Source organism: Citrobacter sp. C13, assembly GCF_014596815.2.
Lineage (GTDB): Bacteria > Pseudomonadota > Gammaproteobacteria > Enterobacterales > Enterobacteriaceae > Citrobacter > Citrobacter portucalensis.
The window spans coordinates 1,931,740-1,944,505 of record NZ_CP115024.1 but is presented as its reverse complement, the minus strand read 5'-3'; the positions used below and the strand labels follow the sequence as shown (position 1 = coordinate 1,944,505).

The 12,766-nt window shown below is 48.6% G+C and carries 14 protein-coding genes and 3 tRNA genes; 2 read left to right on the top strand and 15 right to left on the bottom strand.

The genetic code is table 11. From position 1 onward, the window contains the following. Positions 1 to 2 precede the first annotated feature (2 nt). The 5 genes from IB222_RS09180 to IB222_RS09160 all read right to left on the bottom strand — a co-directional run bounded on the left by IB222_RS09180 (position 3) and on the right by IB222_RS09160 (position 3,954). Positions 3 to 323 (bottom strand): hypothetical protein, encoded by a 321-nt coding sequence (locus IB222_RS09180; protein ID WP_097428801.1) that lies wholly within the window; start codon positions 321 to 323, stop codon positions 3 to 5. A gap of 617 nt (positions 324 to 940) precedes the next feature. Further along, entirely contained in the window at positions 941 to 1,375 is a 435-nt protein-coding gene (locus tag IB222_RS09175; RefSeq protein ID WP_063135756.1) for a DUF2787 family protein, read from the bottom strand. Positions 1,376 to 1,468: 93 nt separating this feature from the next. Continuing rightward, entirely contained in the window at positions 1,469 to 1,978 is a 510-nt protein-coding gene (locus IB222_RS09170; RefSeq protein ID WP_001721485.1) for a hypothetical protein, read from the bottom strand. A gap of 25 nt (positions 1,979 to 2,003) precedes the next feature. Continuing rightward, on the bottom strand, positions 2,004 to 2,375 hold the full coding sequence (locus tag IB222_RS09165; protein WP_223240802.1) for a hypothetical protein: 372 nt from the start codon (positions 2,373 to 2,375) through the stop codon (positions 2,004 to 2,006). Positions 2,376 to 2,751: 376 nt separating this feature from the next. Then, entirely contained in the window at positions 2,752 to 3,954 is a 1,203-nt protein-coding gene (locus IB222_RS09160) for a site-specific integrase (protein WP_149384303.1), read from the bottom strand. An 80-nt stretch (positions 3,955 to 4,034) separates the two neighbouring features. Here IB222_RS09160 and IB222_RS09155 point away from each other — a divergent pair, with 80 nt between their 5' ends. Further along, positions 4,035 to 4,775: a hypothetical protein gene (locus IB222_RS09155; RefSeq protein WP_149384304.1), complete on the top strand. Its 741-nt coding sequence runs from the start codon at positions 4,035 to 4,037 to the stop codon at positions 4,773 to 4,775. A 242-nt stretch (positions 4,776 to 5,017) separates the two neighbouring features. Here the strand turns inward: IB222_RS09155 and IB222_RS09150 are convergent. The 6 genes from IB222_RS09150 to uvrY all read right to left on the bottom strand — a co-directional run bounded on the left by IB222_RS09150 (position 5,018) and on the right by uvrY (position 8,558). Continuing rightward, positions 5,018 to 5,104 (bottom strand) — tRNA-Leu (locus IB222_RS09150). Positions 5,105 to 5,116: 12 nt separating this feature from the next. Next, a tRNA-Cys gene (locus IB222_RS09145) sits at positions 5,117 to 5,190 on the bottom strand. 51 nt (positions 5,191 to 5,241) lie between these two features. Continuing rightward, positions 5,242 to 5,317: transfer RNA gene (locus tag IB222_RS09140), tRNA-Gly, on the bottom strand. Positions 5,318 to 5,468: 151 nt separating this feature from the next. Next, positions 5,469 to 6,017 carry a CDP-diacylglycerol--glycerol-3-phosphate 3-phosphatidyltransferase gene (gene pgsA / locus IB222_RS09135; protein ID WP_003030490.1) on the bottom strand — a complete coding sequence of 183 codons (549 nt, stop codon included), beginning with the start codon at positions 6,015 to 6,017 and terminating at the stop codon, positions 5,469 to 5,471. 55 nt (positions 6,018 to 6,072) lie between these two features. Further along, positions 6,073 to 7,905, bottom strand: coding sequence for an excinuclease ABC subunit UvrC (uvrC, locus tag IB222_RS09130; RefSeq protein ID WP_126317802.1), 1,833 nt, complete (start codon positions 7,903 to 7,905; stop codon positions 6,073 to 6,075). Next, the gene (gene uvrY, locus IB222_RS09125) at positions 7,902 to 8,558 is read right to left on the bottom strand and encodes a UvrY/SirA/GacA family response regulator transcription factor (protein ID WP_006684079.1); all 657 of its coding nucleotides are present in this window, start codon (positions 8,556 to 8,558) and stop codon (positions 7,902 to 7,904) included. Before uvrY ends, uvrC begins: the two co-directional genes overlap by 4 nt. A 459-nt stretch (positions 8,559 to 9,017) precedes the next feature. Here uvrY and IB222_RS09120 point away from each other — a divergent pair, with 459 nt between their 5' ends. Continuing rightward, the gene (locus IB222_RS09120; RefSeq protein ID WP_003030482.1) at positions 9,018 to 9,242 is read left to right on the top strand and encodes a DUF2594 family protein; all 225 of its coding nucleotides are present in this window, start codon (positions 9,018 to 9,020) and stop codon (positions 9,240 to 9,242) included. Between the two features lie 67 nt (positions 9,243 to 9,309). Here IB222_RS09120 and sdiA read toward each other — a convergent pair whose 3' ends face one another. The 4 genes from sdiA to dcyD form a co-directional block, all read right to left on the bottom strand. After that, positions 9,310 to 10,032, bottom strand: coding sequence for a transcriptional regulator SdiA (sdiA, locus tag IB222_RS09115; protein ID WP_032934487.1), 723 nt, complete (start codon positions 10,030 to 10,032; stop codon positions 9,310 to 9,312). Between the two features lie 230 nt (positions 10,033 to 10,262). Continuing rightward, complete coding sequence (gene tcyN / locus IB222_RS09110; RefSeq protein ID WP_003030477.1) at positions 10,263 to 11,015, bottom strand: L-cystine ABC transporter ATP-binding protein TcyN; 753 nt, start codon at positions 11,013 to 11,015, stop codon at positions 10,263 to 10,265. Continuing rightward, a complete protein-coding gene (gene tcyL, locus IB222_RS09105; protein ID WP_003030474.1) occupies positions 11,012 to 11,680 on the bottom strand; it encodes a cystine ABC transporter permease in 669 nt (222 codons plus the stop codon). The genes tcyN and tcyL overlap by 4 nt, the downstream gene beginning before the upstream one ends. Before the next feature lie 20 nt (positions 11,681 to 11,700). After that, the gene (gene dcyD, locus IB222_RS09100) at positions 11,701 to 12,687 is read right to left on the bottom strand and encodes a D-cysteine desulfhydrase (RefSeq protein ID WP_118262559.1); all 987 of its coding nucleotides are present in this window, start codon (positions 12,685 to 12,687) and stop codon (positions 11,701 to 11,703) included. Positions 12,688 to 12,766 lie beyond the last annotated feature (79 nt).

Below are 12,766 nucleotides of genomic sequence, written 5' to 3'. Positions count from 1 at the left end.
GGCTACTTTCTGTTTGATGGGGTTTGGTAGAATGCTACACACTTATCTGCAAACGCTGCCTGCTGGTATGCCCGAGGCAGATCATTCTCCAGCGCTATGGTATTTTCATTAATCGACTCTTCGTCAACGCCATAACGCTGTAGCTCTCCTCCCAAATATTCATAAATTTCAGCTGTAAGTTTTTTATCTGACTGCATGAGTTGCCTGTTTGTATTGTCCATCACAAGATAACAGGCCACACGATTATTTACCTGAACAAGCCCGGCATGCGCCTGTGACAGAAAACCTGTGAACAACATAGCCACAATTATTTTTCTTTTCATCCTACATCCTTAATTAATGGGATTTATTTGGTTCATTTCAGAGCCTAATGCAATGCGAGGACAGGTTATGTCCATGTAGAGAAAATTATTTGCATATTCCTTGCCTGACTCGATCTCTTATCAGGGGAGCCAACTTCACTTTCCCGGGAGAAACTGTTTCAGTTACTGTTTCAACCCTCAATAAGTCCCGTCGCCCTGTCCGACGGGAAACCGAAAACTGCTGGCAAATATCATTAACCGACAGAGAATTACCGGTATAGAGCTGGAGCAATATCCACCCCAGTCTTTCAGCGATCTTCTCGCCTCGTGACTGACGCATCATGGGTACCTTTATGGTTTCGTTTTAACAATCCATCGGACAATTCATCACCTAACATGCTGTAATTTCGATATTCTTTATGCGGTGTAAAACTGCCGTTGGGGTAATAGAGTAATCGTTATCACCATGTCACTGATGAATGCGCCATTTAGGGCTAAACCACGAGGGATCTGAGATCCCCCGCGTCTGCACATGTTTATGCGAACGGTCCGGTACAACCAGTATCATCATCATGCTGCGATGTACTGCGCATGAAGAGGATTACAAAGATGCCCGTTTTCTTCCTGTTCATAACAGGTCAACAACTTTCCACAGTTACCGTTACCCGGTAAATCCCCATAGACAGGTAATCCATAAAATTACCCTCCCATAAGGACCAGAGTTCATTCCTCTCTGCCGCCAGTGAAATATCCCCAGCCAGATAATGGAAGACGTATTGACCTGACCAACAAAAGTCCATTTCCTTTTCCAGCTCCGGATAGACTCGTCCCATGTAACTAAAGTCTGTGACATAATCGAAATACCATTCGTTATCCTGGCGGATGAACCGCATTTCAACCGGATGAAATCCGCCGGATTCTGCACTGTAGTCCGGGTCACGAAAATTAATGACTACTGCCCTGACCGATGTTTGCTGAGATTGTTCTGCCAGAAGCGTAACGATGTGCTGCTGAAATAATTTAGTGACAGGCAGCGTTAATCCTGCCTGTTTTAAGGCATACTGGGTTTGCATAATAGATTTTCCTGTAAAAGGTGAGTAGAGGTGTGTAGTAGTTTCTGGTTGTATAACAGTTCTGGTAAAGAATTAATTCTTCGCAATCCTTTCTCAATCGCCAACCTTACCGAGTGTTTTAAGACGCGCCCGCCAGTCAGCATATAAAACATGCGTAAACAACTTCTCAGGGTGCGCCTCAAGCAGACATATATCCGGGGAGCGTAAAACAGCAGCCAGAAAACCGGCATTATTGGCACTTGCTCCTTTAAATAATGATCTGAATACGCCTGATGTGAAGCCCGTTGTCGGTTGAACTTCGAGTACACTTTCAATCTTAGAAAGTGGGACCCAGTCTTTAGAGAACAATCCACCGCTGCCATTTGCCATGAGACGCAGGTAAAGTTCATTATCCGTTTCAGACATAGCCAGTTGCCATGTCAGAATACCGCTGGCTTTAGGGCTGATTTTTTCCGCCTGACCTGATTCAATTAGCAGCTTATAACTCTCTTCAGGTAATATTTGGCCATCTTCAGTGATACCTTTTTCAATATCACTTAAATCATTATTTAACTCCAGCTTCTCGTGTTCATTATTATTTTTCTCTAACTTTGATTTTCTCATTTTCATCTCCTGGTTTTAATCTGATTTACAGACGGGATTCCGCCATAGACATTAATTTATCAATCCCGCCCAGAGGACAATTGGGATGAAACAACAGATAAATACCATTTCCATTATCTTCTGTAATTGATAGCATCAAGTAATATTCATCTGTCAGATGGACCACGAACTCAGGGTTTGCAATTAAATGATAAATTACATCCAGTACTTGTCGTTTAATATCTTCGGGAACATCACCGGGTTCAATGTACATTAATGTTACTCCGACCTCTCCCCAGAAATTCATTGCAGAAGATTCATCATCAAATGGGAGTATCAGCTCTTTTCTCAGGACAGTCATAACTGAATCGGGAAGAAGGAGCGACGGCAGGTCTTGCCAGTTCGAGATAAATTTCATTGAATAATCCTCATAAACAAAAAACCCGATACGTTTTAAGTATCGGGGTTACACAGACAGGGTAAAGAATCTGGAATTGCCTTCAGGCGTCATCTATATTCTTTCATAATATCCACAATCCTTGCAGATAAGCACTGGCGCATTATTTCTTTCACGCTGTTTAAGGAATCCAAATAGACGCTGTATCGCCCTGATGATTTCTTTAAGCAATTCTGGTAATTGCTCCGGGCTAATATAACCGGATGTCGATGTCAGAAACCGGTCATCGCGAGTCACCTTTGCTATATTTCCGGCAGTTTCTGTGACTGTATTCCGACTACCGCACTTAGGGCACTTTAACGGCATAATCATTCTCCACGTTTAAGAGACGCAAAAATCACTGTTCTTTACTGGTAGCTACGGGGGGTAAAAGAAGGTCGGTAACACCCTGCCCGGTCTGACGCATTCGCTCTGGTGTCAGTTTTGCGTAGCGCTCCGTACTCTGAATACTGGCATGCGCAAGCTGGGCTTTAACGTCATACAGACTGTACTGTCCGCTGGAGACAAGTAATGATGCGACGGAATGGCGCGTAGTGTGGAAACAGACTTCACTTTTATCTATCCCGCACTCTGCCAGTATTTTTTCATAGGCCCACCGGGGTTCTGATATTGGTTTTCCATTATCTTTTACGGCAAACAGATAGGGGTTGCTGCCAGCCCGTGGGATCGAATCAATAATGGATAATGCAACATCACTGAGATACACAGTTCTGCTGCGACCATTCTTAGTATAAGGAATGAATAACGACCTGTTATCCCGATCAATATGTTTGTGCATGACATTCAGCATTTCTGATTTGCGTGTACCGGTTAACAGCAGCATGGCTATCAGTCCCCCGGCTGCCTTATTGGGGTATCGTGCCGCAGCGTCGAGGATCCTTCTGATCTCATCGGCGTCAAAAAAGCGCGTCCGCTGATTATTCTCCTTCAGCAAAGGGATCTTATCGGCTTCATTCTTCTCCAGGACATCCTGTCGTAGCGCATAACGCCCCATAGTTTTCAGAATAGCCAGTGCCCTGTTACAGGTAGACGGTGCATACTGCTGGCCGTGAATACGACCCTCAAGCATGTCGAAAAGCAACTGCTGGACTTCCCGGGCCCGAAGGTCGCAGTAACGTATCTTCCCCAGACGAGGTTCAATGTATTGCGTGAAACGCTGAACATCCTTATCCCAGGACTTTTTATGGCGCTTGATGAACGGAACATAGGTCAGGTGAAAAAACTCACTAAGCGTTGGCATCGCACGATAATTATCGCGCTCTGCCTTGGGGTCATTTCCCAGTGCAATCGCCTCCTTGTGACGACGGGCTATCTGACGGGCTGTCCCCACATCAATTTCAGGGAATCTGCCAATACTGATACTTTTTTTGGTACCGTGGAATGTGTAGCGCAGGAGGAAACGTTTGTTACCCGTTCGACCTGAGAGGCATTTGAGGCCAATGACCTCGGTATCAGATACCTCAAGCTCTGTAGATCGGGTATCTGTGTTTGCCGGAAGGGCTTTGATGGATGAATTGGTGAATCGGAAGGATTTTTGCATATTTATCCTCATGTATCTGATTGATATCATGGAGATAATATATATCTGAAGGTGTTTTTATTACGGGGCAGGATTGAAGAATGGAAAGGCTATTAGACGCGTACAAACGGATATTACAGGAAGTTGACGCCCAGTCATTTAACCTGAATGAAGATAAATACTCAGGCGTCTTTTTACCCGTGCCGTTTGAAGAATACTGGCATTCACCGGTAAAAATCATGCTGGTTGGACGTGAAACCGCTGGCTGGAATACGCTGAATGGTAAGAATACGATATCACGGGTGTTGGGACTTATGCCTGACGTCACCATCGGGCAGGTGGTTGAAGAAGCTGTAGATCGTTACAGGAAACATCTTCCGGTACAAAATGATGGCACCACCAACCTCAAATCACGTAGCCGCTTCACGCAATATCATTTCAGGCTGGCCCGGGAGCTTAATATTCTTCCCCAGGCAATCGTGTATGCCAATCTACTGGCGTGGGATTACGACGGACTGACCCCTCTCAATCGCCCTCAAAATGAATTGCAGGAAGTCATATTAGCCTCGCTGAAGCTGCTGGCGGTACAAATTAAACACCTTGAGCCTGATTTCATCATCTTTGCATCCGGAGCCCGGAGAACAGACTACATCATAAAACAGGTGCTTACTGAGCTGGGCGGCTATGAGACTTCTTCAGTCATTCCGGGGAAGCTATGGGAGTTCAAAACAGGTAATGCAATCTGTTTCAGAATTGCCCATCCACGGGCTATGCGCGGACACCAGAAGTACAGAGATGAGGTGATTGCACGAATTAAGCAACTTTGTACTCAGGGTGGCTAGAGCATTACAGCTTGCTCAGCAGGCCCCCCTTCCCGGAAGCGTACCGGAAAACAGGCAAAGCGGCCTGGTTCTCTATGCTGGAGGCGACACGTTCGATTCGGCATTGCCGGGCTGAAGATTGCAGCTCATCGCACCCCGTGAGCACAGGATATGCACAGGACATGAATTTCAGGCACAAAAAAAACCACCCGGAGGTGGTTTCACGACACTGCTTATTGCTTTGATTATTCTGATGTTTCCCATGGTACCCGGAGTGGGACTTGAACCCACACAGCGCGAACGCCGAGGGATTTTAAATCCCTTGTGTCTACCGATTCCACCATCCGGGCTCGGGAAGAAATTGGAGGCGCGTTCCGGAGTCGAACCGGACTAGACGGATTTGCAATCCGCTACATAACCGCTTTGCTAACGCGCCGAAATCTTCTGGCTTTACAGCCAACATCCGCTATTGCCGATGTCTTAAATTTGGAGCGGGAAACGAGACTCGAACTCGCGACCCCGACCTTGGCAAGGTCGTGCTCTACCAACTGAGCTATTCCCGCATCACCAAGTAACTTTGTTAATCACTTGATTTTGTTATCGTCTGGCAATCAGTGCTGCCGTTCGATGCGTTGCATTCTACTTACCTGACGCAATGAGTCAACGATATTTTTCACCACTGACGATCGTTTGCTGAAATTTGCGTCGAAACGATCACTGATCAAGCAAATCTCCACGCGCAGCGCTCAAATACTGGAACATTGACCACAAAGTCAGTATCGCGGCGACGAAGAAAAGTGCGATCCCAGCATACTCTACCCAGATATTTGGACGCCACAGCAGCCAGGCCAGAGCAGCCATTTGCGAAGTGGTTTTCACTTTACCGATCCAGGATACGGCTACGCTGCTGCGTTTACCCAGTTCGGCCATCCATTCACGCAGTGCAGAGATGATAATTTCACGCGCAATCATTGTTGCGGCAGGAAGCGTCACCCACCAGCTGTGGTAATGCTCTGTCACCAGGACCATCGCGATTGCCACCAGCACTTTATCAGCGACCGGATCGAGGAAGGCGCCAAAACGCGTGCTTTGGTTCCAGCGGCGCGCCAGAAAACCGTCAAACCAGTCAGTGACCGCTGCGATACAGAAGATCAGCGCACAAACAAAGGGAGCCCAGGTGAATGGCAGGTAAAAAGCCAATACAAAGAATGGGATCAGGATGACGCGAAACAGCGTGAGCAACGTAGGGATATTAAATTGCATATGACGGATAACTATCTGTTGTCAGTGAAATTACCCCTATGTTGCTACAGAGGGCCTAATGTTTCAACGAGTAGAAGATCTTTTCTGCCAGAGCTTGCGAAATACCCGGCACTTTTGCAATTTCTTCGATACTTGCGTTACGAAGGCCTTGCAAACCTCCCATATATTTCAACAACATCTGGCGACGCTTTGGCCCGACACCTTCGATGGTCTCAAGCGTACTGGTGCTTTTCACTTTCGCCCGCTTTTTACGATGCCCGCTAATCGCATGATCGTGAGATTCATCGCGGATATGCTGGATAACGTGCAATGCAGGCGAATCCGGCGGCAAACTAAAGCCCTCACCTTCCGGCTCAAAGAACAGCGTTTCCAGACCGGCTTTACGATCGGCCCCTTTTGCCACCCCCAGCAAGAGTGGGTGCTGTTTGTCCCAGGGAACGTCCAGCTCAGCAAAAACGGCTTTCGCCTGCCCCAGTTGGCCTTTACCACCATCGATCAATATGACGTCCGGAATCTTACTTTCTTCAATCGCCTTCCCGTAACGCCGACGTAAGACCTGATTCATCGCCGCATAATCATCACCCGGCGTAATACCGGTAATGTTGTAGCGGCGATATTCTGCGCGAAGCGGGCCATTGGCATCAAAGACCACGCAGGAGGCTACCGTCTGCTCACCCATCGTATGGCTGATGTCGAAGCATTCCATACGCTTCACCGCAGGTAACTTCAATACCGATGCCAGCGCCGTCAGACGTTGCGTAATCGTCGACTGCTGAGAAAGTTTTGTGGTGAGCGCCACTGCCGCGTTGGTCCGCGCCAGCTTGAGATAACGTGCGCGATCTCCTCGCGGTTTCGTCTGCACGTTAATCTTTCTGCCGGCCAGTTCAGACAGAGAGTCTGCCAGCAGGGTTTTATCGCTAAGATTAAAATCGAGCAGGATTTCCCCGGGTAAGGTACGCATCTGGCTCCCCTGCAGATAAAACTGCCCGACAAAGGTTTCGACGACCTCGCCGAGTTCCGTGCCACCGGGTACTTTCGGGAAATAGCTGCGGCTGCCCAGCACTTTACCCTGGCGAATAAACAGAACGTGCACACAGGCCATACCGGCGTCAAACGCCACGCCAATGACGTCCAGATCGTCTCCGTTATTAGAGACAAACTGTTTTTCTGTCACGCGGCGTACGGCCTGGATTTGGTCACGAATGCGCGCAGCCTCTTCAAATTCGAGATTTTGGCTGGCCTTTTCCATGCGGGCGATCAGCTGCGTTAATACCTGATCGTCCTTTCCGGACAGAAACAGACGAACATACTCGACCTGCTGAGCATACTCTTCCTCACTCACCAGACCCGCAACACACGGACCAAGACAGCGGCCAATCTGATATTGCAGACAAGGCCGAGAACGGTTGCGATAAACGCTGTTTTCGCACTGGCGGATAGGGAATATTTTCTGCAACAGCGCCAGCGTTTCACGCACCGCATAACCGTTAGGGAACGGTCCAAAGTACTCGCCTTTGGCATGCTTTGCCCCGCGATGCATCGCCAGACGCGGGTGGGTATCGCCGCTAAGGAATATAAAAGGGTAGGATTTATCATCGCGCAGCAATACGTTATAGCGCGGCTGATACAGCTTGATGTAGTTGTGCTCAAGCAATAACGCTTCGGTTTCAGTGTGCGTTACCGTGACATCAATCTGCTGGATTTGCGCGACCAGCGCTTCGGTCTTGCGTGACGCAAGATTACTACGGAAGTAGCTGGAAAGCCTTTTTTTCAGGTCTTTCGCTTTCCCGACATAGATAACCGTCCCGGCGGTATCATACATACGATAGACGCCGGGCTGACTGGTCACGGTTTTCAGGAACGCTTTGGCATCAAACTGATCGGTCACTGGCTTGTTAATGTCTCCGCATTACACAGGCCATGGCGAATTGCCAGGTGAGTCAGCTCTACATCGCCGTGAATGTTTAATTTACTGAACATTCGATAGCGATAGCTGTTCACCGTTTTAGGACTAAGATTCAGTTGCTCTGAGATCTCATTGACCTTCTGACCTTTGGTGATCATCAGCATAATCTGCAACTCGCGTTCAGACAAACTGGCAAACGGGGTTTCCGTTTTCTCAGGCTCAATCTGGCTGAGCGCCATTTGCTGAGCGATATCGGAGGCAATATAACGCTGCCCGGAATAAACCGAACGAATCGCACTCACTACTTCCTGGGGGGCGGCGCCTTTGCTGAGATACCCTGCCGCCCCTGCCTGCATAACTTTTGCAGGTAATGGGTTTTCGGTGTGTACCGTCAGCATGATCACTTTAATGTCTGCAGTGGAACGCGCAATTTTGCGGGTTGCTTCCAGACCGCCAATACCGGGCATATTCATATCCATCAGCACAACGTCAACGGAATTTGAGCGGCACCATTTTACCGCATCTTCACCGCAGCACGCTTCGCCGACAACTTTTATGCCTTTTATATCTTCCAGAATGCGTCGTATCCCTGCGCGCACCAGTTCGTGGTCATCAACAAGAAAAACGTTGATCAAAGGAATATCTCCAGAATAGGGATAACGCTACCGATAGTTAATCGGTCCTATGTTAACGGGTTTTATCTCAACTTTGAAATGTAAAAAACGCCCGACTTTCGATTTTGCTCTCGTTTTTGGAAATTAGATTGTACGACGAGTGGAAACTTTCAGTCCTGACAGCCTTCTGCCACGGTTATATCTGCATAGCTGTTTCAGAATAGTGACAAAAAATTCATATTCCCCCGCTGAATGCAAAATAGGCAGTCAAAGTTGTAACAATAATTAACGAGGAAAATACTCGAAATAAACAACATGTGGAGAAAATATATGCACTGCAACATATTGTTTATTTTAATGTCCACAACATTAATCCGCGCAAAAAACAACCACAGATATTTTTAGCCTCGCTTATGGTATACTCCGCCGCCTTAAGATTTGACATCGCACTTTTTCATTGAAACATAACGAGGAAAATAAATGAGTACGCCTGACTTTTCCACTGCTGAGAATAACCAGGAACTGGCCAATGAAGTCACCTGCCTGAAAGCCATGTTAACGCTGATGCTGCAGGCAATGGGTCAAGCCGATGCAGGCCGCGTGATTCTTAAAATGGAAAAACAGCTCGCGCTGATTGAAGATCAATCACAGGCGGCGGTATTTTCCAACACGGTTAAGCAAATTAAACAAGCTTACCGCCAGTAAAAAAGAAACCGGCTGATAGCAATGCTCTCAGCCGGTTTTGCGTCTGACACTCAGAACGATAATTTACTCAGATAAGCCCGGTTGCCGCGGCATAACAGGCTATCTGCGTTTTGTTTGGCGCATTGAATTTCTTTTGCATATTCTTCTGGTGGAAGTTCACTGTATTTTCGGAAATCGACAGAATGATGGCTATCTCTGAAGAGGTCTTGCCCTCGGCCGTCCATTTCAATATTTCCTTTTCCCGCTTGCTAAAGCGCATTTCTGGCGCCATAACCATGTCATCTTCCAGCCGCGTCAGTACAGACAGGCTTTCCCGTACCAGAAGCTGCATCCTGAGCTCCACTTCATCGTTTGCAAAGCGACTATTACGGATACTCGCCCGCGATACCGATAAAAAACCCAACGCCCGATTAGGCAACATTAAGCATTGCGTCATCCCTTTGCGTAAACCGTGATTGCGTGCGGCGTCCCACAAAGGTTGCGCATCGCGAAACAGAGTATCGTTCCAGGGTAAATGCCCCTGACTGAAGTTTTCAGGTTTCAGCACCGGATCAATGGCGAAATAATTTTCGGACTGATAATGCGCCACCCATGCTTTGGGATAGGTCGTATGAAGTGACGTTTTAGGTCGGGTAAAAGGTACCGGATGACGAACACAGAGCGCGTAAAAATCAAACTCTAAGTGCTGCGTCTGTTGCTGTAATTCATTATAGACATCCTCTGCCGCCGCCATTTCCTGAAAGCGTAACAGCATGCTCCGTCGCCAGGTGAAGAAATCATGATCCTGCATACTAAGTGGTAATGCCCCTGAGATTGATAATCATCCAAACATATGAAACAAGCTAACACATAAATGTATTTTATATATGCAAATTATCGGACAAATGAACAATTACTTGAGTATTACTCAACAGCGGAAGGAAGTAACAGAATCAAATGCTAATAATAAAGCAATAATTATAAATAGTTATGCGAAGAGCACTCGCCAGAAACAATCCCAGCGAGCGCTATATGTACTATTTATTGCATCAAAAACTTTTCAAGAAACTGACGGGTACGCGGCTGCTGCGGATGCGTGAATAAGGATTTTGCGGGTCCCTGCTCTACAATCCGTCCTTGATCCATAAATATCGCTCTATCGGCAACATCGCGAGCAAAGCTCATTTCATGCGTCACAATCACCATGGTGCGTTTTTCCTGCGCCAGTTGGCGGATGGTATTAAGTACCTCGCCAACCAGTTCAGGATCAAGCGCAGAGGTCGGCTCATCAAAAAGAATAACCTCAGGTCGCATCGCCAGCGCTCGGGCAATCGCTACTCGCTGCTGCTGTCCGCCCGATAAACGCCGCGGATAGCTGGTTTCTTTACCTGCCAGCCCAACTTTCGCCAGCAATTCACGCGCACGAGCTGTCGCTTCAGCTTTTGGTTCACCTTTGACTATCACCGGCCCTTCAATAATGTTTTCCAGCACCGTCCGGTGCGGGAACAAATTAAAGTTCTGGAAAACAAAACCGACGTGCTGACGTAACTGACGAATCAGCCCTTTCTGCTGGGTCAACGAACGCGCGGTATCAATGGTAATCTCACCCACTTTAATGGTGCCCGCCTCCGGTTGCTCCAGCAAATTAATGCTACGCAGCAGCGTGGTTTTGCCCGATCCGCTCGGCCCGATAATCGCGACTACTTCACCAGGTTTGACGTCAAGATCGATCCCATGCAGCACCGTTTGCCCATGAAATTTTTTGACCAGGTTTCTGACTTCGATAGCACTCATTTCGGCTCTCTCTCCTGGCGATTCAGTTGTTCTTCAAAATAGTTTTGCAGCGCAGAAAGCACCGTCGCCATCACCCAGTAAATCAACGAGGCCGCCAGATACATCGTAAAGACTTCCAGCGTACGCGAGGTAATCAGCTGCGCCTGACGGAACAGTTCCGGTACCTGAATAGTGGCGGCCAAAGAAGTATCTTTCACCAGACTGATAAAGCTGTTGCTCAGCGGCGGCAACGCAACGCGCGCAGCCTGCGGCAGGATTGCCCGGCGCATGGTCTGCCAGCGCGTCATACCAATACTGGCACCCGCCTCCCACTGTCCTTTGTCGATGGAAGAGATTGCCGCACGCAGGGTTTCCGCAGCGTAGGCAGCCGTATTCAGCGACAAGCCAATCATCGCCGCCGGGATGGGATCAAGCTCAATACCAAACTGCGGCAGACCGTAATAGATCATGAACAGCTGGGCAATCAGCGGTGTTCCGCGAAAAATAGAGATATAAAAACGCGCCAGCCAGCGCACAGGCAACAGCGGTGACAAACGCATCAGCGCCAGGATAAACCCCAGCACGAGGCCAAAAAACATCCCGCCGATACTCAGTTGCAGCGTAAAAACCGCGCCTTTGAGCAGATACGGCAGAGAATCAATTACCAGTTGGATACTTTCATGCATTAGCGTTTTCGACCTGGTTGTTACACATGAGGATGGTAGGCAAACAGTGCTGGTGCCCCACCGGTATGAATAAAGAGGATTGGCCCTTCGTCTTTAAAGCGTTTCTGGCTGATACCGTCAATCAAACCCGCCATCGCCTTACCGGTATACACCGGATCCAACAAAATGCCTTCCAGGCGCGCCAGCAGTTTTACCGCCTCCATGCCCTCTTCGTTTGGCGTACCGTAGCCTGGCGCAAAATAATCGTCCCATAGCAGGATATCCGCGGAGGCCGTCAGTTCCAGTTCTCGGGCAATATCCTGCTGCAGCGTAACAACTTTGGGTTTTTGATCCGCCACGCTGCGCGAGACAGTCACGCCGATAAGTTCGACGTCTGGCATCAATTGTTCCAGACCCACGGCCAGTCCGGCATGCGTTCCCGCACTGCCCGAGGCAACCACTACGGAAGAGAGCGCGACGGCCCCTTCACACTGCTGGGCAATTTCCAGCGCGCTTTCCACATAACCCAGTGCGCCCAGCGCGTTAGAACCGCCAACCGGGATCACATACGGGCGGAAGCCCTGTGCTTCAATGCGCGTCGCCAGTTCCTGAAGCTGCGCATTCGGGTCGGTCAGCGCATCGCACATTTCGATCTGCGTATTAAACAGGTCCAGCAGCAGACGGTTGCCATTGGTGAGATAGTTTTCCGCCGTGGTACCAATCGGATTTTCCAACAGCGCCACGCAGTGCAGGCCAAGCTTAGCCGCTACCGCCGCCGTCTGTCGAACATGGTTAGACTGGATGGCACCCGCGGTTATCAGCGTATCAGCGCCTTCACGAAGTGCGTCTGCGGCCAGGAATTCCAGCTTACGCAGCTTATTGCCACCCATGGCCATCGGCGTGACGTCATCGCGTTTGATGAAAATATCGCGCCCGAGGTGGTCGGAGAAGCGTGGAAGATATTCGAGCGGCGTTGGCGCGCCAATAAATTCCAGACGTGGAAAGCGCGTTAAGTTATGCAGCGGCATACAGCCTCCGGTATTCGTTGTTGTGATGTTCTTTTTATTATGCACGTTCAGGCGCAATGGAATAAAAAAAGGCGCTGTT